The sequence below is a fragment of the Achromobacter sp. JD-1 genome (assembly GCF_038594925.1).
Classification (GTDB): Bacteria; Pseudomonadota; Gammaproteobacteria; order Burkholderiales; family Burkholderiaceae_B; genus Achromobacter; species Achromobacter spanius_C.
On sequence record NZ_JBCGCS010000013.1, the window covers coordinates 20103 to 42210 of the forward strand.

The following is a 22108-nucleotide window of genomic DNA, read 5'->3' on the forward strand; positions in this document are numbered from 1 at the left end:
AATGAATACCGCACTGTATTGGGCAGCGTCCTTTGCCATGGTGTGTTTTGCGCTGGGCATGGTGTTTGCCTCCGTCCGGCTGTTGCGCGGCCCCACCGCGCAAGATCGCGTGCTGGCGCTCGACACGCTGTACATCAACGGCATGCTGATGATGCTGGTGTTCGGCATTCGGTCGGGGTCGTCGCTGTATTTCGACATCGCCTTGCTGATCGCGCTGTTCGGCTTTGTCGGGTCCACCGCCATGGCGCGCTTCCTCTTGCGCGGCGAGGTGATCGAACCATGATGGACGCCCACATTCCCCTGTGGGCTGGTATTCCGGCCTGCATTCTGATGGTGCTGGGCGGCTTGCTGGCATTGACTGGTTCCGCCGGCCTGCTGCGCTTTCGCAGCTTTTATGCCCGCATCCACGCGCCTACGCTGGGTAATACGCTGGGTTGCGCCTGCGTGCTGCTGTCGTCCATCCTGGTGTTTTCTGCGTGGTCGGCGCGGCCGGTGTTCCATGAAGTGATCATCATTTTGCTGCTGGTCGTTTCGTCGCCCGTTACCGCCATGCTGCTGATGCGCGCAGCCACGTATCGCAAGCGCCTGACCAAGGCCGACGCCGACCAGGACGCCCGCTAAGGTCGTAACAAGCGACACGGCATGTGAACGTAACCAACCATGGCGCAGCGCGTCATTTCTCGCGAACAGGGGCAACTGCCCCTGTTTTTCCGCCTGTGCGGACTTCGTCGCAAATCTGGCGCTTGATACGGAACCTTACGAAATCACGTCGCTCGTCATGTGCCTGGCGCGCTGCCGTGGGATAGTGGTTACAAGCAGTCGGCGTGGCCCCAGTTCGGTCCATGCCGTCTACAGTTCAATTCTTCAAAGGAGCTGGCCATGAACGTACGACCCATGCATACCCAACGCCTTGCGGCATCCCTTTGCGCCGCTGGCTTGATGCTGGCGGCGGGGGCGGTCCACGCGGCAGATGCGATTGGCCGCGCCGCCATCCAGTCCCAATACGAGCAGGACGTGGCGAACTGCAAAAGCGGCAAGTCCAACCAGGACCGCGCCACCTGCATGCGCGAAGCGGGCGCTGCCCGCCAGGAAGCCAACCGTCAGAACTTGAAAGAAGGCTCCACCGCCGATTATCAGCAGAACATGCTTGACCGCTGCAATCGCTTGCCAGCCACGTCGCGCCAGGATTGCATCACGCAGATGACGTCGCCCACCAATGTGCGCGGCAGCGTGCAGGGCGGTGGCGTCTTGCGTGAAACGGTGATCCAGGTGCCTGCGGGCACGGTGCCGCCCAGCACCACCATGCCGCCGCCGACGGCTCCGGCCCCGGGCATGGCCCCCCCGCCTGCCACCACGGGCGCCCCGATGCGCCAGTAACCCCCGCCAATAGCAAGCGTGCCCTGAAGGGCCATGACGACGGCGCCGCCGCCCCGCAAGGGGTTTCGGCGCCGTATTTGCGACGGCCGACGGCGCAGCGGCCGTCACATTCAGGCAAAATGGCGGCTGTTGCGCGCTCGCGCGCTTGTCACACCCCTATTCACGCACCTTCCCATGTCCGACGTCATCGCCCTGATTTTCGATTTCGACGACACGCTGGCCTCGGACAGCACGTCCGGTTTCCTGGAGAGCATCGGTGTGGACACGGCCTCGTTCTGGAAGGACGAAGTCGACCCGCTGTTGTCCCAGCAGGACTGGGACCCCGTCCCCGCCTATCTGTACAAGATGATCCAACTGTCGCAGGCGGGCACGAATGGGTTGATCACGCAGCAGCGCCTGAAAGACTGGGGCGCGCGGCTAGAGCTGCACGATGGTGTGCCGACCCTGTTTCAGCGGCTGCGCGCCGCGGTGCGGGCTGAGCAGCCGCAAGTCCAGCTAGAGTTCTACTTGATCTCAAGCGGCATCGGCGACGTGGTTCGATCCACCCCCATTGCCCACGAATTCACCGAAATCTGGGCCTCTGAATTCGTCTATGGCGACGATGGCGGCATCGCTTTTCCACGGCGCATCGTCAGTTTTACCGACAAGACCCGGTACCTGTTCCACATTCAAAAGGGCATCATCGGTCGCGACTTCCGCAACAAGCCCTTCGAAGTCAATCGCAAGGTGCCCGAAGACCGCTTGCGCGTGCCGTTCGACCAGATGGTTTTCGTGGGCGACGGTTACACCGATATCCCGTGTTTTTCCTTGATCCGGCGCGCCGGCGGTTTTGCTTTTGGCGTCTGGGACCCCAAACACCGCGACAAACGCAGCCGCGCCTGGGGCTTCATCGAAGAAGGGCGCGTGTCGAACCTGAACCAGGCCCGTTACGACGAACAGGCCGAGCTGTACCAATGGCTGGAAGAGGCCGTGACCAGCCTGGCCGGCCGTATCGCGCTGAAATCACGGGTGTACCGTGGTTGAGGCCGGCCCCGTGGCGGCGGTTACGGCAGTTGCGCCCTGGACCGCGGAAGACGAACGTTACATCGGGCTGGCGCTTGAAGAAGCCCAGGCCGCCTACGCCATCGGCGAGGTGCCGGTGGGCGCCCTGGTCGTCTCCGCGCAGGGCGAGATCCTGGGGCGCGGCTACAACCGCACCATCATCGACCACGACCCCACCGCCCACGCCGAAATTGTCGCTTTGCGCAGCGCGGCGCGGCAACTGGAAAACTATCGCCTGCCCGGCATCACCGTATACGTCACGCTGGAACCCTGCGTGATGTGCATCGGCGCCATGCTGCACGCGCGGCTGGCCCGCGTGGTGTTCGGCGCCTACGACCCCAAGACCGGTGCCTGCGGCAGCGTGCTGGACGTGGGTTCCGTGCCCAAACTCAATCATCACACTTCAGTCACCGGCGGCGTGCTGGCGGAACCTTGCGGCGATCTGCTGCGCCGGTTCTTCCGTGAACGCCGCACCAAGGAATCCATCGCATGAGCACCCGCAAACCCGCCAAATCCGCCTCCAACAAGGCGGCTCGGCTAGCCAGCAAGGCGGCCCCACCGGCGGCTAATAAAGCGGCTAATAAGGCGGCTAATAAAAAGGCGGCCACTACGGCAGCCGCCACGGCAAGCGCCGCCCACGACCATGATCACGGGCTTGCCTGCGGTGAAGACTGCGGCCACGATCACAGCCATGATCACGCCGAAGGGCAGGTCATGCCGGACGCTCGCGGCATCTATCTGATCTCGCCGTCGTCGGCCGTGCGCGACCCCGCCACGGTTGAACTGGCGCGCGAGCGCTTGCAGCAGCAGGGCTTCAAGACCGCCCTGGACCGCACCGCTTTTGCCGAGCATCAACGTTTTTCCGGCACCGACGCCCAGCGCGCGGCCAGCCTGGCGCGCGCCATCAAGCAAAAGCTGCCCATCGTGATGGTGACGCGCGGCGGCTATGGCATGGGCCGCCTGCTGGACCAAATCGACTGGAAGGCCATGGCCGACAGCGGCAAGCGCTTCGTGGGCATGAGCGACTTCACGGCATTCAACCTGGCGCTGCTGGCGAAGACGGGCGCGGTCAGCTACACCGGCGCGACCGCCGTGGCGGATTTCGGGGGCAAAAAGGTCGACGACCTGACCGAAGCGCTGTTCGGCGAGGTCATGCGCGGTGAGCTTGAAATCCTGAGCTTCGAGACGCAAGACGCCGACCCGGTCGACGCCCGCGGCATCCTGTGGGGCGGCAACCTGGCCATGGTGGCGTCCCTGATCGGCACGCCGTACATGCCCAAGGTGCGTGGCGGCATCCTGTTCCTGGAAGACGTGGCCGAACATCCGTACCGCGTGGAACGCATGCTGATCCAACTGTGGCAGGCCGGCATTCTGGCCAAGCAGAAGGCCATTGTCCTGGGCCGTTTCACCGACTACAAGCTGGCCCCGCACGACAAGGGTTACGACCTGCATGAAGTCGTGGCGTGGCTGCGCAAGACGGTCAAGGTGCCGGTCATCACCGGCTTGCCCTATGGTCATGTTGCAACCAAGGCCACGCTGCCCATCGGGCAAAAAGTGGGCATCGCCACCGAGAAGGGCCTGGCCCACCTGGTGCTGGACGAGCACCACCACTGATCGGGTACGCACGGCCCGAAGCCTGAGGCGCGCGGAGCGCAGGCGGGAAAAACCCATTTGCTACACTATTGGGTTTCCTCGCATGCGTCTTCGGGCGCCTTCAGACTCAAAATACCGTGATATCCACAGCCAATCTCACCATCCAGTTCGGTCCCAAGCCCCTTTTCGAGAACGTCAGCGTCAAGTTCGGGGAAGGCAACCGGTACGGGCTGATCGGGGCCAATGGGTCCGGTAAGTCTACGTTCATGAAGATCATCGGCGGCGACCTCGAAGCCTCCGGCGGCAACGTTTCCCTGGAACCGGGCGTGCGCCTGGGCAAGCTGCGCCAGGACCAGTTCGCGTTCGAAGACCTGCGCGTGCTGGACGTGGTCATGATGGGCCACACCGAGATGTGGGCCGCCATGTCCGAACGCGACGCCATCTACGCCAACCCGGAAGCCACCGAAGACGACTACATGCGCGCGGCTGACCTGGAAGCCAAGTTCGCCGAGTACGACGGCTACACCGCCGAAGCGCGCGCTGGCGAACTGCTGCTGGGTTTGGAAATCGCCGTGGACCAGCACAATCTGCCCATGCGCGAAGTGGCCCCGGGCTGGAAGCTGCGCGTGCTGCTGGCACAAGCGCTGTTCTCGAACCCCGACGTCCTGCTGCTGGACGAGCCCACCAACAACCTGGACATCAACACCATCCGCTGGTTGGAAAACGTGCTCAACAGCTACCAGAGCACGATGATCATCATCAGCCACGATCGCCACTTCCTGAACCAGGTGTGCACGCACATGGCCGACGTCGACTACGGTGAAATCCGCATCTACGCGGGCAACTACGACGACTACATGCTGGCCTCCACCCAGGCTCGCGAACGCCTGGTGTCCAACAACGCCAAGGCCAAGGAACGGGTTGCCGAACTGCAAGACTTCGTGCGCCGCTTTGCCGCCAACAAGTCGAAGTCGCGCCAGGCCACCTCGCGCCTGAAGCAGATCGACCGCATCAAGGCCGACCAGGTTGTGGTCAAGCCGTCGTCGCGCCAGAACCCGTACATCCGCTTTGAACAGAACAAGGTCATGCACCGCCTGGCGGTCACGGTCGAAAACCTGACCAAGGCTTACGACGCGCCCGTCATCACCAATTTCTCGGCCATGGTCGATGCCGGCGAAAAGATCGCCATCATCGGTGCCAACGGCGTGGGCAAGACGACCTTGCTGCGTTTGCTGGCCACTGAGTTGCAGCCGGATTCGGGCTCGGTGAAATGGTCTGAAAACGCCGACCTGGGCTATATGTCGCAGGACGTCTCCGACCAATTCCTGCAAACCGACATCAACCTGCTGGACTGGATGGGCGACCACCGCCAACCGGGCGACGATGACCAGTCGATCCGCTCGGTGCTGGGCCGCCTGCTGTTCTCGGCGGATGACCTGCCCAAGGCGCCCAAGGTGCTGTCCGGCGGCGAAAAGAACCGCATGACCTTCGGCCGCCTGATGCTGGGCCGGCACAACGTCATGCTGCTTGACGAGCCCACCAACCACCTGGACATGGAATCGATCGAATCGCTTCAGTTCGCCTTGGAAAAGTACGAAGGCACGCTGGTGTTCGTGTCGCATGACCGCGAATTCGTGTCCGGCCTGGCCACCCGCGTGATCGAAATCCTGCCGTCGGGCGAGATCATCGACTACCGCGGCGGCTACGAAGACTATCTGGAATCGCGCGGCATCGAAGCCTGACGCCCCTTCAGTGGCTACAGGTCAAGCACGGCGCGCCCTTGGTGGCGCGCCGTGTTGTTTTTGGCCTGGCCAACATCCGGCCGGGCAGGGCTGGCGGCTTGTGTCTTACAAGCCTGGGCCTCGCATCAGGGGCTTATATAACTACTAGCTTTAAAGACATTCAATATCGATTGTTTGAGTTCATATAACGAATTGTTAGATTGGAGCCTCGTTTTCATGCCCGGCCAAGATTCGTCCTATGAACCTGAACTTCGATCACGTCCACAAGCACTTCGGCGACCTGCCCGTGGTGGATGGCTTCACCAGCGAATTCAAGAGCGGTGAGCTCGTCGCCCTGGTCGGCCCGTCCGGCTGCGGCAAGTCCACGCTGCTGCATCTGGCGGCGGGCCTGGAAAAACCCACGCAGGGCAGCGTCCTGGCCGACGGTAAGCCCGTGGCCGGCCCGCATCCCAGCCGCACGCTGGTGTTCCAGGAACATGCGCTGTATCCCTGGCTGACGCTGGAAGACAACGTGGCGCTGGCGCTGGAATTCCAGAACGTCGGCAAAAAGCCTGCCCGCGAGGCGGCCCGCCAGTGGCTGGAGCGTGTCAGCCTGGCCGGTTTTGAACACTACTATCCGCATCAGGTGTCCGGTGGCATGCGGCAACGCGCGGCGCTTGCGCGTGCGTTCATCGCGCAGCCCAAGACGATGCTGATGGACGAACCCTTCGGCGCGCTTGATGCGCTGACCCGGCTGAGCCTGCAAGACGTGCTGCGTCAACTGATTGCTCAGGAAAAGCCCACGGTGCTGCTCGTGACGCACGATGTGGACGAGGCCCTGTTCCTGGCCGACCGCATCGTGGTCTTCAGCCCCCGCCCGGCGCGCGTGTTGCGCGAATTCAACCTGGCCAATCGCGTCAAGACGCACGACCTGACGGATCTGGCCGCTGAAAAACGCGAGATCCTGCGACTGCTGGGCATTGCGGTGGACGGCTCGCACGCCGACGCCGACATGGCCTTGGCCGCCTGATCCCATTCCCCGTATTCCTCATTTGTGGCGGCGTTCGCGCATTGCCAACCTTGTATCCCCTGGAGTTCCTCTGATGAAATTCAAGCAATGGCTTTCCCTGCCGCTGGCGGCCGCGCTGCTGGCCGCGGCCCCTGCAATGGCCGCCGAAAAGTTCCGCGTGGGCTATCTGCGGGTGATGGACGACGCGCAAGCGATCGTGGCCCAAGAGGGCGGTTTCTATCAAAAGGCCGGTCTGGATTCCGAGCTGATCGAATTCAAGTCGGGCACTGACCTGATCAAGGCGATTGTCGGTGGTCAGCTGGATATCGGCGTGCTGGGCTTTACCAACGCCGTGGCGTGGGCCTCGAAGGGCGCAGACCTGAAAGTGGTGGGCGGCGCGCAGCAGGGCTATCACTCGCTGGTCGTGCGTGACGATTCCGGCATCCAGGACATCGCCGGTCTGAAGGGCAAGACGCTGGCCTCGCAAGCCGAAGGCAGCACCGCGGACGTAGTCTTGAAGGGCGTGGTGCTCAAGCAAGGCAAGCTGAACGCCGACGACGTCAACATCATGGGTGTGAGCCCGGCCGTTGCCGTGCAGTCGCTGGTGGGCAAGCGCGTGGACGCGGCTTTCCTGTTCGAACCCTATGACCGCATTGCGCAGTTGGTGGCGCCGGTCAAGCAGATCTACGAAGTGGGTCAGGCCTGGCCGTTCCCGTGCATGGTCGTGATCACCTCGGGCGAAACGCTGGCCAAGCGCAAGGACGATGTCTGGAAGGCGCTGGACGCGCAAAACCAGGCCATCACGCTGCTTCAGAAAGAACCCGCGCAGGCGTCCAAGCTGATCGCGTCCTACTTCATCGCCGAACCCACCTTGAAGACGCTCAAGCGCGGCGAATTGCCGCGTGAGACGGTGATCGCCGAAGCCATCAGCACGCAGGTGTTCACGCCCAAGCTGACGGAGAAGGACACGGCGCGCATGCAGGAAATTGCGGACATCCTGCAAGCCCAAGGTTCGCTGAAGACCCGCGACGGCAAGCCGTACGACGTGTCCAGCATCGTTGATCTGTCCTGGCAAGAGGCGCGCAAACTTTGAGCTCGTCTACCCGTGTGACCGGCGCCCGCAAGCATCTTGCGGGCGTTTTGGGTGTCCTTTTCATTCTTCTGCTGTGGCAATCGGCCGCGTTCGTCCTGCCTGATTTCCTGATGCCGGGCGTGCCGGCCGTTGTCGAACGCCTGTTCGAAGACCTGGGCAAGCAATCCTTCCATCAAAGCCTGATGGGTACCTTGGGCCGGCTGGGCGCAGGTTATAGCCTGGCGCTGCTGGCGGGCATCGGCTTTGGGCTGGTGGCGGCGGTGCTGTTCTTCTTTCGGGAAGTGCTGCGCAGCGCCATTGTCATCCTGCAATCGATTCCGTCCATTGCCTGGGTGCCGCTGTTCCTGATCGTGATGGGCTTTGGCAACACGCCCATCATCGTGGTGGTGGCGCTGTCGGCGTTCTTCCCGGCCGCGCTCAGCGTCATGAACGCCACCGAATCCGTGCAACGTGTGCATGTGTCGGCGGCGCGCGTCATGGGCGCCACGCGGTGGGGCCTGGTCAAGCGCGTGTACCTGCCCGCCGTCATGCCCGAACTGATCACGGGCGCGCAGCTTGCCTTTGGCAACGCCTGGCGCGCGCTGATCTCGGCCGAAATGCTGATCGGTTTCGGCAAGGGCCTGGGGCGCTCGCTGGCGTACTCGGGCGAGATCGCGGACATGACGGGCGTGATGACCAACATCCTTGTCATCGCCGTGCTGGCTGCTTTGATCGACCAGTTCGTGCTTGAAAACCTCAAGCATCGCTTGTTGCGTTACCAGTACGTGTAGGTCCATGCCCATGATCCGGCGCCTGACCCATCTGACTCATCTGTTCGCTCTGACGGCTGGCCTGCTGCTTGCCGGCGCGGGGACCGCGCAGGCGCAGCAACCCGCGGGCTTTGCCGCCGCGAAGGCGCGCGGCGAATTGGTGGTGGGCGTGCCGTATCTGGCTCCGCTGCCTGTTGCGGGGGCAAAGATACGCACCCCCCATGGGCTGGACGCCAACATGGCGGAAAAGCTGGGCCTGAGCCTGGGCCTGCCTGTGCGCTTGCAGCAGGTGCCGGCGGACGAGGCCGGGGCACGCTTGGCGGCCGGCGAGGTGGACGTGGTGCTGGCGGATCAAGCCAGCGCCCCGCCATCCGGCGTGGCGGTGCAACCCACCGGTTACCGCACCCGCCCCAAGGCCGTCATACGCAGCGACACCACCCTGCGCACGCCGGCCGATGTTCGGGGTCGAAGCGTCTGCATGGCCGAGGCGGCAAGCGAAACGCGCGCGCTGGCCGAAAGCTGGGGCGCCGTGGTGCGCACCTACCGCGTGCCGTCCGACGCGCTGGTGGCGGTGCGCGAAGGCGCTTGCGATGTCGGCTTGGTCGATGACGCCGTGTGGGGGCCGCTGGTGCGCTTTCCCGAATGGAAGAAGTTCTCCTCCACGCTGGAACCGGACGGCACGCGGCGCGAACGCGTATGGCTGTTGTCCGCTGCGGACTCGGCCAGTCAAGCGTGGCTGGCAAGCGAAATGAAGGCATGGAACCAGTCCGGCGCCTGGAAGGCGATGACGGCGAAGTGGGCGCGCGACGTCGCTTTCGACGTCTACCTGGACCAGGAAGTGCCCGACTGCCACGGCTAGGGCGGCGCGTGCGGTCCAGCACTTACAATGCCGGGCATGACGCACACGTTGACCGCTCCTTGCTCGTATCAGGAAGACATCAAGAAAAGCCGCTTCGTCGCGTACGCCGCCCCGGTTGCCACCGTGGAAGAGGCGATGCGATTCTTCGCCGAGCGCGGCGACCCCGAGGCCACCCACAACTGCTGGGCGTATCGCATCGGGCAGGAATACCGATTCAACGACGATGGTGAGCCCGGCGGTACGGCGGGCCGACCGATCCTGCAAGCGATCGAGGGCCAGGACATGGATCGTGTGGCCGTGCTGGTGGTGCGCTGGTACGGCGGCATCAAACTGGGCGCTGGCGGCTTGGTGCGGGCGTATGGCGGCTGCGCGGCGAATTGCCTGCGGTTGGGCCAGCGCAGCGAAATCGTCGACTTGGCCACTGTTCGCTGCGCCTGCGGTTTTGCGGATCTGGCGCTGCTGAAGTCGCGGCTGGCGCAGGCCGGCGCGGTGGTGCAGCAGGAAGACTTCAACGAAGACGGCGTGGCGCTATGTTTCGTGGCGCCGCGCACCGTGATAAGTGACCTGGAAGTCACCGTCGCCAACATCACGCGCGGGCGCTCGGCCTGGGAAGTGCTGTCATAGCGACGCTGATGGAGATGGCTACGGCGATGGCGCCAGGCCGACGATAGAGGCGGTGGTGGCCAGGCCGATTGCGAAGACGGCCCCACATCTGCATTGAAAAAGGGCCCGGATCATAGCGAACCGGGCCCTTGTGTGTTTACGCACTTACGCGTTCTGGCTGTCTTGCGCCGCGGCGATTTCCTGGTGGACCTTTTCCATGTCCACTTCCTTGATCTTGGCCAGCAGCTCATTCAACTGCCCGCCCGACAGCGCACCGGGTTGCGAGAACAGCAGGACCTTCTCACGGAAGACCATCAGCGTGGGAATTGAACGAATTCCCAGCGCGCCGGCCAGTTCCTGCTCGACGTCGGTGTTCACCTTGGCAAACGTGACGTCGGTGTGCTCGGTCGCGGCTTGCTCAAAAACGGGAGCAAAGCCACGGCACGGGCCGCACCACGGAGCCCAGAAGTCAACGATCAGGGTACCGTCAGGCGTAATGGCTTCCTGGAAGCTTTCTTTGGTGAGTTCAACAATACTCATTTTGGATCCTTGCCGCGGAGCGCGGCGCAAAAAGGCGGTATCGGGGATCCGGGGTGTGCCAGCCCCGGCCTGATTCGGCGACGCTTTATGTGCCACGCGCTCTGGGTCAATAGTAGAGCGGGCGATGGCAGCGTCGCAATGGTTGGCGCTGTGGAGAGCGCAGTCAGCGGTGCTCAGACCGCGGTTTTTGTCGAGACGCCCGCGTCGTTCTTCAAGGACGCAACAATCTCAAAAGAGCGCAGGCGATCGGCGATGTCGAAAAAGTCGGACACGATCATGACTTCATCGGCCTCGGTTTCGGCCACCAGGGCTTCCAGCCGCCGCTTCACGGTGTCCGGTCCGCCCACGATCGAAGCGCTCAGTCTTTGATTGACCGCCTCACGCTCCCATTCGTTCCATAAGCCGTCCATGCTGTCCACCGGCGGCTGCAATTGCAGGCGGTGGCCACGCACCAGCGACAGGAATTTCAGTTGCTGCGTGGTCGATTGGCGCTGGGCGGCTTCGTCGGATTCGGCCGCCACCACCGGTACGCCGATCATCGCGTAAGGGCGCGACAGCGTCTCCGACGGCTTGAACAAGTGCCGGTACAGCCGCATCGCGGCCATGCCTTCCGGCGAGAAATGCCCCGCGAAAGAAAACGGCAGACCCAGTTCGGCGGCCAGGCGCGCGCTGAAATCACTGGACCCCAATAGCCAGATCGGGATGTCCAACCCCTCGCCGGGAATGGCGCGCACGGGCTGGCCCGGCCGGGAAGCCGCCAGGAAACCACGCAGTTCTTCAACCAGCGCCGGAAACTCCAGCCCGCTGCGCGGGCCCCGGCGCAGCGCGTGCTGCGTGGCGCCATCGCTGCCAGGTGCACGGCCCAGGCCTAAGTCGATACGGCCCGGGTACAGGGTTTCCAGCGTGCCAAATTGCTCGGCGATGATCAGCGGCGCATGATTCGGCAACATGATGCCGCCCGATCCGACGCGCAGGGTGCGTGTCTGGCTGGCCACATGGCCGATCAACACGGCGGTGGCGCTGGACGCTATGCCATTGATGTTGTGGTGCTCGGCCAACCAGAAGCGGTTGTAGCCCAACCGCTCCACATGCTGGGCCACCGCCACGGTATTGCGAAACGCGTCGGCAGCGTCACGGCCCTGAACAATAGGGGCCAGATCAAGGACCGAAAACGGGATGCGGGCAAGGGCGCTCATGCGGACATCCCCTCGTTCAGGGCAAGACAGGACGGCAACGCGGGGATAAGGCGAGTAAGGCGCAAGGTGAACTCCATACGGGATACATGGGGAGTGTATCGACGAATTCAACCGAGGCAGGCAGCAACCTTATGGGTGGGCGGGTTGTATTGGGCGGGGCTATGCGTGTCATTGCCTCAGCCAATCAACGATGCAGACTTCAGACGAAAAAGCCGCCACGGCAACGCCGGGCGGCTGACTGAAAGCTGACTTCTACCCAGGCTATTCGGGGAAAAAGGCGTAGCGGATCACGAACAGAACAGCGACCAACCAGGTGGCCGGATGCACGTCGCGGATCTTGCCGGTGGCGGTTTTCAGCACCACGTAGCTGATGAAACCAAAGGCGATGCCGTTGGCGATGGAGTACGTGAAGGGCATGACCAGCGCCGTCAGCGCAGCCGGCGTGGCTTCGGTGACTTCGTTCCAGTCGATGTCGATCAGTTCGCGCATCATCAGGCCGGCCACATAGAGCAGGGCAGGAGCCGTGGCGTAGGCGGGCACGGCGCCAGCCAAGGGCGAGATGAACAGCGCGGCCAGGAACAGCAGGGCCACCACCAGGGCGGTCATGCCGGTGCGGCCCCCGGCCTGTACGCCCGAGGCGCTTTCCACGAACGCGGTGGTGCTGCTGGTGCCCAGCGCGGAACCGGCGACGATGGCCGTGCTGTCGGCGAACAGCGCGCGGCCCAGGCGGTTGGGGCGGCCTTCCGGGACCAGGCCGGCGCGCTTGGCCACGCCGACCAGCGTGCCGGTGGCGTCGAACACTTCAACCAGCACGAACACCAGAATCACATGCACGAAACCACTGTGCAGCGCGCCCAGGATATCCAGCTTCAGGAAGGTGGGGGCCAGGCTGGGCGGGGCCGAGAAGATGCCCTTGAATTCGTTGTAGCCCAGCGCCATCGACAACACGGTGACGACGATGATGCCGATCAGGATGGCGCCGCGCACGCGCAAGGCGTCCAGCGAAGCGATGATGAAAAAGCCCAGGATGGCAAACAGCGGGCCATGCGCCGTCAGGTTGCCCAGGGAAACCTTGGTGGCCGGATGGGCAACCACAATGCCCGCGCTGGACAGCGCGATAATCGCCAGGAACAGCCCGATGCCCGCCGCGATGGCGCTGCGCAGGGAATGCGGTATGCCTTTGACGAGCCACACGCGGATGCCCGATATCGTCAAGATCAGGAAGATCACGCCCGAGATGAATACGGCGCCCAGCGCCTGCTCCCAGGTGTAGCCCATGGTCTTGACAACGGTGAAGGCGAAGAACGCGTTCAGGCCCATGCCGGGCGCCATGCCGATTGGCCAGTTGGCCACCAGCGCCATCACCAGTGAGCCCAGCGCGGCCGCCAGGCAGGTGGCCACGAAGACGGCGTCGCGGTCCATGCCGGTGGACGACAGGATGTCCGGGTTGACGAAGATGATGTATGACATCGTCAGGAACGTCGTCAGGCCAGCCACGATTTCGGTGCGCGCCGTGGTGCCGTGTTCACGCAGCTTGAATAACTTCTCCAGCATTCCAGTCCCCAGTGTGTTTGCAGGCTTGTAGGTTGTTGTAGGCGGTGGCCGATGGGCGCCGCGCGATTTCAAAACAGGCGTATTTTCGCATCAGTTGTAAACTCTGCCGCCATGATTATCCTCGGCTTTGAAAGCTCCTGCGACGAAACCGGTGTCGCAGCCGTCTGTACGGAACGCGGTCTGCTGGCGCACGCGCTGCATACCCAAATCGCCATGCACCAGGAATATGGTGGCGTGGTGCCGGAACTCGCGTCGCGCGACCATATTCGCCGCGTCGTGCCCTTGACCCGCCAGGTGCTGCAAGACGCCGGCCTGCAAATGTCGGACATTGGCGCCGTCGCCTACACGGCGGGGCCGGGTCTGGCGGGGGCCTTGCTGGTGGGCGCCAGCGTCGCGCAGTCATTCGCGTGGTCGCGCCACTTGCCCGCCATCGGCATCCACCACCTGGAAGGCCATCTGTTGTCGCCGATGCTGGCGGACCCGCGCCCCGACTTCCCCTTCGTGGCGCTGCTGGTGTCAGGCGGCCATACGCAACTGATGCGCGTGGATGGCGTGGGCCGCTACGAACTGTTGGGCGAAACGCTGGATGACGCCGCGGGCGAAGCCTTTGACAAGTCGGCCAAGCTGATGGGCCTGGGCTACCCCGGCGGTCCGGCGCTGGCCAAACTGGCGGGGCAGGGCGACGCGACCCGTTTTGATTTGCCGCGCCCCATGCTGCATAGCGGCGACCTGGATTTCAGCTTCAGCGGCCTGAAGACGGCGGTGCTGACGCGCGTCAAGGCGGCTGAAAAGGAAGGGGGGCTGGACGATCAGACCCGTGCCGACCTGGCGGCGGCCACCCAAGGGGCAATTGTCGATGTGCTGGCGGCCAAGGCCATCAAGGCGCTCAAGCAGACCGGGCTGCGCCGCCTGGTCGTGGCGGGCGGCGTGGGCGCCAACCAGTTGCTGCGCGCCAAGCTGGCCGCGGCGCTCAAGCCCTTGCGCGCGCAAGCCTATTTCCCGCCGCTTGAGCTATGCACCGACAACGGCGCAATGATCGCCTTCGCGGCGGCCGAGCGCGTCAAGGCGGGGCTTGTGACCCTGGACGCGGATGCGCACAGCTTCACGGTGAAACCACGTTGGGACCTGGCGGATATTGCCTGACCGGTTCACGTTCCTCGTTCCACCGGCCGGCAAGACAGAACTACTTCTTCTTGCCGCCGCCGATTTTGCTTTCCGTGCCTTGCACCAGGCGCGCGATGTTGGCGCGGTGACGGTAGAACAGCAGCACGCCAATCACCGCCAAGGCCACGCCCAGCGCCGGCTTAGCGTGCCAGGCCAGCCCCGAGCCAAAGACGTAATAGACGGGCGCAAAGAACGCCGCCACCAGCGACGCCAGGGACGAATAGCGGAAAAACACGGCGATGATCAGCCAGGTGGCGGCGGTGGCCACGGCCAGCCAGGGCTGAATCGCCACCAGCACGCCCAGTGCGGTCGCCACGCCCTTGCCGCCCTTGAAGCGCAGGAAAACCGGGTACAGATGGCCGACGAAAGCGGCCAGCGCCACCAGCGCCAAGCCGACGGGGGCGATGCCGGGGGCCAGCCTTTCGGCCAGCCAGATCGCGAACCAGCCCTTGGCGGCGTCGCCCAGCAAGGTCAGCGCGGCGGCGGTCTTGTTGCCGGTGCGCAGCACATTGGTGGCGCCGGGGTTCTTGGACCCGTAACTGCGGGGGTCCTGCAGCCCCATCAGCTTGCTGACCACCACGGCGAAGGGCACGGAGCCGATCAGGTAGGCCAGCAGGACAAGCGCAGCGGTGAACGCCAGCGAGGGTTCGGTAATCGCCATGGATAAGGGAGTCCGTTGTTGTCGGTTGTTGTCGTAATGGCTGCGGATTCTACCGCGCCGCGCGCAACCACTGGGTACGGGTTATCGAGCGTGGCCCGCATGCCCCACGGATGCACACGGTCATACGGGGTGACGCGGCGGACGGTACAATCCGACACGTCCAACCGCGTTTTATTTTCTTTCGGATGCACAATGCGAATTCTGGTTTCGAACGATGATGGTTACTCTGCCCCTGGGCTGGAAGCGCTGGTCGAGGCGCTGCAGGGTTTGGGCGATCTTACCGTCGTCGCGCCCGAGACCAACCACAGCGGCGCCTCTAATTCCCTGACGCTGAACCGGCCCTTGACGGTTCGCACGGCCTCGAACGGCTTCATTGCCGTCAACGGCACCCCGTCCGATTGCGTGCACGTGGCGCTGACGGGTTTGATGGATGCGCGACCCGACCTCGTCGTGTCCGGCATCAACAACGGCGCCAACATGGGCGACGACACGCTCTATTCGGGCACCGTGGCGGCAGCCAGCGAAGGCTATCTGTTCGGTATTCCCGCCATCGCCTTTTCGTTGGCCGAGAAGGGCTGGGAACACATCGATTCCGCCGCGCGCGCCGCCCGGCTGGTGGTGGAACGTCATCTGGCGCAGCCTCTGGCCGCGCCCGTGCTGCTGAACGTCAACATCCCCAACCGCCGCTTTGAAGACCTGCACGGCTTTGCGGTCACGCGGCTGGGCAAGCGCCATCCGTCGCAGCCCGTCGTGCGTACCACCACCCCCTACGGCGATACGGTGTATTGGATCGGCCCCGTCGGCTTGGCCGCCGATGCCACGCCGGGCACTGATTTTCATGCGGTGGAGCAGGGCACGGTATCCGTGACGCCTTTGCGGCTGGACCTGACCCAGCACAGTCAACTGGACGAAATCCGAACTTGGGCAGAGCCGTTATGCGCAAACGCGTAAGTCAACCTGATGTGTCGCAGGCAGTGCCCGGACGGCCCAGCCCGGTTCGCTACGACTCAGGCCGGCTCAGCCCCGGCGTCACCGCGACCAACAGCAACACCCGTATTTCCGCGGCCACTTTGCCGCGTCAGACGCAGGCGCCCACGCCTGCCTCGGGCAACAATCTGGGTTTGAACTCTGACCGCTTGCGTCAAGCCATGGTGCAGCGCTTGCGTGGGCAGGGCATCAGCGACGAGCGCGTGCTGAACGCAATGGCCGCGGTGCCACGTCATCTGTTCGTGGATGAAGCGCTGGCCAGCCGAGCCTACGAAGACGCGGCGTTGCCCATCGGGCATTCGCAAACCATCTCGCAACCCTGGGTGGTGGCACGTATGATCGCGGCAGCGTGCGACGACCGCACGCCGACGCGCGTGCTGGAAGTGGGCGCGGGCTGCGGCTATCAGGCGGCGGTGCTGGCGCAGTTTGTGCGTGAAGTGCATTCCATCGAACGTATCCGCGGCCTTTACGAACTGGCGCGCGAGCATCTGCGCGCCTTGCGGCTGACCACGCGCATCCGTCTGATCTACGGCGATGGCACGCTGGGCCTGCCCGGCGTGGCGCCGTTCGATGCTATCGTTGTGGCTGCCGCTGGCCTGGCCATTCCGCAAGCGCTGCTTACGCAGCTTGCGCCTGGCGGACGCCTGATCGCTCCCGAAGGGGGCACCAACCAGCGCTTGGTGTTGATTGAACGCACCGGCGCGGCCAGTTGGAAACGCACTGAATTAGAGGCCGTGCGCTTTGTGCCGCTACGCGCCGGAATACAATCTTGAGCAAACAGGAGAAACGTATGCTCAACGGGCAGTCGCAACTGACCGATATGACTATGGGCGCGTCCATGACGCGCCTGCGCCGCCCGCTCTTTATCGCGGGGGCACTCAGCCTGGCTATTCTGGCCGGCTGCGCATCAAAAGGAACTCGTGCTCCGGTGGTCGACATGACCAACGGACAGCCGTCGTCGGTACAACCCGGTGGCAGCTATGTGGTCAAGCCGGGCGACACGCTGTACAAGATCGCCCGCGCCAACAACGTGGATATCGAAAGCGTCAAGCGCTGGAACAACCTCAGCGATCCCAACCAGATCTCGGTAGGCCAGGTGCTGAAGATGTCGGGCGGCGCCAGCACGGGTGCGCAACCGGCCCCCATCGCCAGCGCCAAGCCGCAGCCGCGTCCGCTGGACCAGCCTGACAGTTCCACCGCCACCAATCCGCCGCCCGACGCCACGCCCGCGCCAGCGCCGGTCGAAGTCAAGCCCGCGCCGCGCGCGGCAGACGCCAGCGTCATCAATTGGGCATGGCCGGCTAGCGGCCCCATCGTGCAGACCTTCAACGCCAGCAGCAAGGGCATCGACATTTCCGGCGCCCTGGGTGACCCGATCACCGCCGCCGCGGATGGCCTGGTCAAGTACAGCGGCAACGGCGTGCGCGGTTTGGGCAACCTGATCATCGTTGAACACCAGAACGGTTTCATCACGGCCTACGCGCACAACCGCTCCTTGCTCGTGAAGACGGGGCAGAACGTCAAGCGCGGCGCCAAGATCGCCGAACTTGGCCAGAGCGACACGACGTCGCCGCGTCTGCACTTTGAAATTCGCCGCCAGGGCACGCCGGTCGATCCCATGCAGTACCTGCCCGCAAAATGACGCCCACCCTGGTATTCGACCTGGAAACCATCCCTGACGCCGATGGGCTGCGCAAGCTCAACGGCTGGGGGGCGGATGTTTCGGATCAGGACGTCGTCGAGCGTGCGCTGGCCGCGCGCCGTGAAGCCGTGGGGCATGATTTCCTGCCGCTGCACTTGCACAAGGTCGCGGTGGTGGGTTGCGTGTTCCGCGACGACCAAGGCTTTCGCGTCAAGACGCTGGGGCAGCCCGATGACCCCGAGGCCGCCTTGCTGGCGGGCTTCTTCAAGACCATCGAACGCTACACGCCCAAGCTGGTGAGCTGGAACGGATCGGGTTTCGACCTGCCGGTTTTGCATTACCGCAGCCTGATCCTGGGCGTGCCCGCGCCGCGCTATTGGGACATGGGCGAAGAAGATCGCGACTTCAAGTTCAACAACTACATTGCGCGCTACCACACGCGCCATGTGGACTTGATGGATGTGCTGGCCAAGTACAACGGGCGTGCCAACGCGCCGCTGGATGACCTGGCCAAGCTGTGCGGCTTTCCCGGCAAGCTCGGCATGGACGGCAGCAAGGTATGGGAAGCCTGGAACACGGGCCGCGCCGACGAAGTGCGCGCCTATTGCGAAACCGACGTCGTCAACACCTGGCTGGTGTACTGCCGCTTCCGCTTTCTGCGTGGCGAGCTGGACCGCACCGGCTACGACGCCGAAGTCTCCCTGGTGCGCGACACGCTGTCGGCCAGCGACGCGCCGCACTGGAAGGAATACATGGCGGCCTGGGACGCCATCTGAAGCCGGGCCTTGCGTTGGCGTGTAGATGCAAACCAGGCAAACCAGGACTTGACGGGGTCCGCAAGGCCCCGTTTTCACGTCTGGTGCAGGCGCAATCGACTGAAACATGGACCGCGACGGCGAAACCCGGTTGAAACCGGGCCAACCGCACAATTGCCTCGCTTTCTTCACTTTCAGGAGACACACATGTCCCGATTCGCACTTCGCTCCAATTTGGCCGCTCTTGCATTTGTCGCCGCGACCGGCGGCTTGGTGGCTGGCTCCGCCGTGGCCGCGCCTCCGGCTCCCGCCGACGGCGGCCCAGCCGCCATGCATCACCACGGCCCGCGCGGTGGCGAGTTCCACAAGGGAATGCGCGACGGCCTGTTCATCCCCGGCCTGGGGCCCGTATCCAAGGCGCAGGTTGATCAGCTGAAGCTGGACGAGAAACAGCAGGCGCTGTTCAAGACCGCACAGGAAGGCCAGCGCGATCTGCACAAGACCATGCGCGAAGCCGGTGGCAAGCGCCATGATCTGTTGAAGTCGCAACTGGACAGCGGCAAGCTTGACCCCCGCGCGCTGATGGCGCAATCGGAGCAATCGCGCGATCAGTTCGGTGCTGAAGCCAAGCAGGTGCGCGAGCAATGGCTGGCGGTGTGGGACAGCCTGAACGATACGCAACGTGGGCAGGTGACGAAGATCGTCAAGGACCGCGAAGCCAAGATGCAGGAACGCCACGCCAAGATGGAAGCACGCCATGGCAAGGGCAAGGGCGGCATGCCGCCGCCTCCGCCCGCTGGCGCCGACGCGCCTCCGCCTCCGCCGCCTTCGGCCAACTAAACCAGCCACCGTTCGCTGCCATCACGGGGCGGACGCCATTTCACCAAACCCGGACGCGTTCCCCGCGTGCCGGGTTTTTGTTTGTTCCAGTGGTCTGCACGAGCCCGCGCGTTGAACCAGTTTGGCGCAGATTCCCCATGTTGATGCACGGCGTCACGCTGGCGTGACGGGATGCGCCCGCTTCTGGTGCGTGTGCGCGTGCGTTCTGTGTCGGAATTACTGCTTGTCACTGTGGCATTACTTCAGGCGCGACCCGCGTGTCATCTCGCTGAAACCTGGCACGGACATTGCTTCAGGAAGAATGAACCGGTAACCAACCGCTGCAAAGCCGGTCAGAGGGAGGCGCCACAGGCCGTCCTCCTCCTCCTCGTTAAATCCGATCAGGACTCCGCACCATGAAGAAGACGTTGCTAGCCTTGCCTTTTGCGCTTGCCGCTTGTTTCGCCTCGACCGCCCAGGCCGAACCCACCGACCTGGGAGCCGGATTTTCGCTTAGCGGCAACGCCGCCATCGTCAGCGACTACCGCTTCCGCGGCTATTCCCAAACTGACTTCCGGCCTGCCGTGCAGGTGGGGTTTGATCTGGCCCATAGCTCTGGCTTCTATCTCGGCAACTGGAACTCCAACGTCTCTGATTTCGTGTTCACCGATGGCAACCTGGAAATGGATTTCTACGGCGGCTGGAAAGGCGACGTAGGCGGCGGCTTTACCCTGGATGCCGGCGTGCTGCACTACTACTACCCCGGTTCCAGCTCCCCGAAGGGCGGCAACTACAACAACACCGACCTGTACCTGGGCGCCTCCTACGGGAACTACTCGTTGAAGTATTCCTACACGCCCAGCGACTTTTTCAGTACGCCCGACAGCAAAGGCACCTGGTACCTGGACGGCACGGCCACCTTTGATCTGGGCGACGGCTGGGGCTTGCTGGGCCACCTGGGTTATCAAAAGCTGAAAAACCAATCCAATATGGACGGCGACTCCATCGGCCACTACGTCGACTACAAGGTCGGCGTCACCAAAGACCTGAAGGGCTGGGTGCTGGGGTTGGCCGCAGTGGGCGCCACCAAGGACAACTGGTTGCCCACCAAATACGGCCATCCTTCCGGCCGGATAGGCGCGGTGTTTTCCGTGGCGCGTGCGTTCTGATTTGAAATCCGTGGCGGCGCTGTAAATGGCGCCGGCTTTTGGGGAATGGAAGGAGACTGTCTGATGGGACAGTCCCCTTCCATTCCCCTTTTTTTATCCTGCAATGGGCGCCAAAGTCCCCGGGCAAGGCGGCCTTCACGACGAACCGCGTTGCACTCATCGCAATAATTGCCTCTAATGGGCGCGCACAAGATGCGGAGGGGACTTTCCACGCATCAGCCTGGCCGCTACTGTCGGCGGCCGGCGATTCAAGGAGCTTTGAGCGCAGTGACTATCGATTTCGAAGAAACAATCAAGCCGTTTTCCTGGATGGAGTACGAAGGCAACTTCTCGGTAAGCCTCAATGTCGGGGAATACAAGGAAGAGGTTTTTCGCCGCAGAAGGGAAGAGGGGTTTCTGGGCACGGGCTACGACTGGACGTCGTTGGCGCTGGTTTTTCTGAACGAGAAAACGCCCGAACTCGATGAGTTGATCGATTTCGATCCGGAAGCCGATACGTTCTGCGCCTATTCGTCCGATAGCGAAGCGCTCAAGACCTTCGCGCTGGCGTTCAAGGCCGCTTGCGAAGACAGGAAGCTGATTCAAGACCTGTTTTCCCGGGCTGAGCTGGACTGATCGCGCCGCAATGATCGAAACCCGGTTATTGCGGCAGTTTGTCGCCGTGGCGGAAACCCTGCATTTCAATCGCGCGGCGCAGCGCCTGCACATGGCGCAGCCGCCGCTCAGCCAGGCCATCCGTCGGCTTGAAGCTGAAATTGGCGCGCAGTTGTTTGAGCGCACCAATCGCAGCGTGGCCCTGACGGCGGCGGGCGCGGCATTCCTGCAGTCCGCGCGCCGCATCCTGGGTGAACTCGAAGACAGCGTGGCGCATACGCGGCGCGTGGCGCAAGGCATGGACGGCCATTTGACGCTGACGTTCATCAATATCGCGCCGTATGCTCCGCTGCTGCGTGCGTTGCGTGGTTTTCGCGATGCGAATCCGGCGGTCGCTTTCACCTTGCAAGAGGCGACCACGCACGAGCAAGTGCAGGCGCTGGAGGCAGGGCGCGCCGATATCGGTTTCATGCGTACACCCGGCGCCACCACGCCCAGCCTGCAATTCGACCGCCTGTTGCAAGAGCCTATCCAGGTTGCCTTGCCGGCCGGGCATCGCCTGGAAGGCGAAGCGGTGGTGGACTTGGCCGCCTTGAAAGACGAGCCGTTCGTGGGCTCGCCCCGGCGCTTGGGGCAAGGCTTTCACGATCAACTCACCCAGCTCTGCCAAACGGCGGGCTTCGTGCCCAAAGTGACGCAGGAGGCCCGCCAGTTGCAGACGGTGGCGGCCTTGGTGGCAGCGGGCTTCGGCGTGGCCTTGCTGCCCGCGTCGCTGGCCCAGGCCGGGGGCGACGACGTCGTGTTCCGCCCCATAGCCGCCGATGCGCCCGAGGCGCTGCGGCATGTGGAATTGCTGATGGCGTGGAATGCAGAGCGGGCGTCGCCTGTGCGGGATCGCTTGATCGACGCCGTTCGGCTGATCAAATAAGACGATAGAAGTCTTATTTAGCGATAAATAAACTATTTTACGGCGCACGGTGGC

General features: G+C 63.7%; 25 protein-coding genes. 21 read left to right on the forward strand and 4 right to left on the reverse strand.

Annotated elements, in window-relative coordinates:
• Nucleotide 1 precedes the first annotated feature (1 nt).
• The 12 genes from WBR68_RS19650 to WBR68_RS19705 all read left to right on the forward strand — a co-directional run bounded on the left by WBR68_RS19650 (nucleotide 2) and on the right by WBR68_RS19705 (nucleotide 10066).
• Nucleotides 2-283 carry a K+/H+ antiporter subunit F gene (locus tag WBR68_RS19650; protein ID WP_050446953.1) on the forward strand — a complete coding sequence of 94 codons (282 nt, stop codon included), beginning with the start codon at nucleotides 2-4 and terminating at the stop codon, nucleotides 281-283.
• Complete coding sequence (gene mnhG / locus WBR68_RS19655) at nucleotides 280-621, forward strand: monovalent cation/H(+) antiporter subunit G (RefSeq protein ID WP_050446952.1); 342 nt, start codon at nucleotides 280-282, stop codon at nucleotides 619-621. The genes WBR68_RS19650 and mnhG overlap by 4 nt, the downstream gene beginning before the upstream one ends.
• 258 nt (nucleotides 622-879) lie before the next feature.
• On the forward strand, nucleotides 880-1377 hold the full coding sequence (locus WBR68_RS19660; RefSeq protein WP_230695034.1) for a hypothetical protein: 498 nt from the start codon (nucleotides 880-882) through the stop codon (nucleotides 1375-1377).
• 174 nt (nucleotides 1378-1551) lie between these two features.
• Nucleotides 1552-2400 carry an HAD family hydrolase gene (locus WBR68_RS19665; RefSeq protein WP_230695035.1) on the forward strand — a complete coding sequence of 283 codons (849 nt, stop codon included), beginning with the start codon at nucleotides 1552-1554 and terminating at the stop codon, nucleotides 2398-2400.
• Between the two features lie 10 nt (nucleotides 2401-2410).
• Nucleotides 2411-2911, forward strand: a complete 501-nt coding sequence (gene tadA / locus WBR68_RS19670; RefSeq protein ID WP_127186366.1) for a tRNA adenosine(34) deaminase TadA — start codon at nucleotides 2411-2413, stop codon at nucleotides 2909-2911.
• A complete protein-coding gene (locus WBR68_RS19675) occupies nucleotides 2908-4032 on the forward strand; it encodes an LD-carboxypeptidase (RefSeq protein WP_230695036.1) in 1125 nt (374 codons plus the stop codon). Before tadA ends, WBR68_RS19675 begins: the two co-directional genes overlap by 4 nt.
• A 116-nt stretch (nucleotides 4033-4148) precedes the next feature.
• Nucleotides 4149-5753: an ABC-F family ATPase gene (locus WBR68_RS19680; protein ID WP_050446949.1), complete on the forward strand. Its 1605-nt coding sequence runs from the start codon at nucleotides 4149-4151 to the stop codon at nucleotides 5751-5753.
• 238 nt (nucleotides 5754-5991) lie between these two features.
• Nucleotides 5992-6762: an ABC transporter ATP-binding protein gene (locus tag WBR68_RS19685; RefSeq protein ID WP_230695037.1), complete on the forward strand. Its 771-nt coding sequence runs from the start codon at nucleotides 5992-5994 to the stop codon at nucleotides 6760-6762.
• A gap of 73 nt (nucleotides 6763-6835) precedes the next feature.
• A complete protein-coding gene (locus WBR68_RS19690; RefSeq protein ID WP_050446947.1) occupies nucleotides 6836-7834 on the forward strand; it encodes an ABC transporter substrate-binding protein in 999 nt (332 codons plus the stop codon).
• On the forward strand, nucleotides 7831-8604 hold the full coding sequence (locus WBR68_RS19695) for an ABC transporter permease (RefSeq protein WP_050446946.1): 774 nt from the start codon (nucleotides 7831-7833) through the stop codon (nucleotides 8602-8604). Before WBR68_RS19690 ends, WBR68_RS19695 begins: the two co-directional genes overlap by 4 nt.
• A 10-nt stretch (nucleotides 8605-8614) precedes the next feature.
• The gene (locus WBR68_RS19700) at nucleotides 8615-9442 is read left to right on the forward strand and encodes a transporter substrate-binding domain-containing protein (protein WP_050447015.1); all 828 of its coding nucleotides are present in this window, start codon (nucleotides 8615-8617) and stop codon (nucleotides 9440-9442) included.
• Between the two features lie 36 nt (nucleotides 9443-9478).
• Nucleotides 9479-10066, forward strand: coding sequence for an IMPACT family protein (locus WBR68_RS19705; RefSeq protein WP_230695038.1), 588 nt, complete (start codon nucleotides 9479-9481; stop codon nucleotides 10064-10066).
• A 144-nt stretch (nucleotides 10067-10210) separates the two neighbouring features.
• Here WBR68_RS19705 and trxA read toward each other — a convergent pair whose 3' ends face one another.
• The 3 genes from trxA to WBR68_RS19720 form a co-directional block, all read right to left on the reverse strand.
• A complete protein-coding gene (trxA, locus tag WBR68_RS19710; protein ID WP_050446945.1) occupies nucleotides 10211-10585 on the reverse strand; it encodes a thioredoxin in 375 nt (124 codons plus the stop codon).
• 173 nt (nucleotides 10586-10758) lie between these two features.
• Entirely contained in the window at nucleotides 10759-11781 is a 1023-nt protein-coding gene (locus tag WBR68_RS19715; RefSeq protein ID WP_050446944.1) for an LLM class flavin-dependent oxidoreductase, read from the reverse strand.
• A 261-nt stretch (nucleotides 11782-12042) separates the two neighbouring features.
• The gene (locus WBR68_RS19720; RefSeq protein WP_127184689.1) at nucleotides 12043-13335 is read right to left on the reverse strand and encodes an NCS2 family permease; all 1293 of its coding nucleotides are present in this window, start codon (nucleotides 13333-13335) and stop codon (nucleotides 12043-12045) included.
• A 111-nt stretch (nucleotides 13336-13446) separates the two neighbouring features.
• On the opposite strand from WBR68_RS19720, the gene tsaD reads away from it, so the two are divergent.
• Entirely contained in the window at nucleotides 13447-14478 is a 1032-nt protein-coding gene (tsaD, locus tag WBR68_RS19725) for a tRNA (adenosine(37)-N6)-threonylcarbamoyltransferase complex transferase subunit TsaD (protein ID WP_050446942.1), read from the forward strand.
• A 40-nt stretch (nucleotides 14479-14518) separates the two neighbouring features.
• On the opposite strand, the gene plsY is transcribed toward tsaD, so the two are convergent.
• Complete coding sequence (gene plsY / locus WBR68_RS19730) at nucleotides 14519-15160, reverse strand: glycerol-3-phosphate 1-O-acyltransferase PlsY (protein WP_050446941.1); 642 nt, start codon at nucleotides 15158-15160, stop codon at nucleotides 14519-14521.
• A gap of 192 nt (nucleotides 15161-15352) precedes the next feature.
• Here plsY and surE point away from each other — a divergent pair, with 192 nt between their 5' ends.
• The 8 genes from surE to WBR68_RS19770 all read left to right on the forward strand — a co-directional run bounded on the left by surE (nucleotide 15353) and on the right by WBR68_RS19770 (nucleotide 22054).
• Nucleotides 15353-16111 carry a 5'/3'-nucleotidase SurE gene (gene surE / locus WBR68_RS19735; RefSeq protein WP_050446940.1) on the forward strand — a complete coding sequence of 253 codons (759 nt, stop codon included), beginning with the start codon at nucleotides 15353-15355 and terminating at the stop codon, nucleotides 16109-16111.
• The gene (locus tag WBR68_RS19740) at nucleotides 16096-16920 is read left to right on the forward strand and encodes a protein-L-isoaspartate(D-aspartate) O-methyltransferase (protein ID WP_050446939.1); all 825 of its coding nucleotides are present in this window, start codon (nucleotides 16096-16098) and stop codon (nucleotides 16918-16920) included. Before surE ends, WBR68_RS19740 begins: the two co-directional genes overlap by 16 nt.
• Nucleotides 16921-16937: 17 nt before the next feature.
• Nucleotides 16938-17789 (forward strand): peptidoglycan DD-metalloendopeptidase family protein, encoded by an 852-nt coding sequence (locus WBR68_RS19745; RefSeq protein ID WP_050446938.1) that lies wholly within the window; start codon nucleotides 16938-16940, stop codon nucleotides 17787-17789.
• The gene (locus WBR68_RS19750; protein WP_050446937.1) at nucleotides 17786-18565 is read left to right on the forward strand and encodes a 3'-5' exonuclease; all 780 of its coding nucleotides are present in this window, start codon (nucleotides 17786-17788) and stop codon (nucleotides 18563-18565) included. Before WBR68_RS19745 ends, WBR68_RS19750 begins: the two co-directional genes overlap by 4 nt.
• 186 nt (nucleotides 18566-18751) lie before the next feature.
• Nucleotides 18752-19384, forward strand: coding sequence for a hypothetical protein (locus WBR68_RS19755; RefSeq protein ID WP_230695039.1), 633 nt, complete (start codon nucleotides 18752-18754; stop codon nucleotides 19382-19384).
• 395 nt (nucleotides 19385-19779) lie between these two features.
• Nucleotides 19780-20532, forward strand: coding sequence for a TorF family putative porin (locus WBR68_RS19760; RefSeq protein ID WP_050446935.1), 753 nt, complete (start codon nucleotides 19780-19782; stop codon nucleotides 20530-20532).
• A 267-nt stretch (nucleotides 20533-20799) separates the two neighbouring features.
• A complete protein-coding gene (locus WBR68_RS19765; RefSeq protein WP_230695040.1) occupies nucleotides 20800-21147 on the forward strand; it encodes an Imm51 family immunity protein in 348 nt (115 codons plus the stop codon).
• A 10-nt stretch (nucleotides 21148-21157) separates the two neighbouring features.
• Nucleotides 21158-22054 (forward strand): LysR substrate-binding domain-containing protein, encoded by an 897-nt coding sequence (locus tag WBR68_RS19770; RefSeq protein ID WP_050446934.1) that lies wholly within the window; start codon nucleotides 21158-21160, stop codon nucleotides 22052-22054.
• Nucleotides 22055-22108 lie beyond the last annotated feature (54 nt).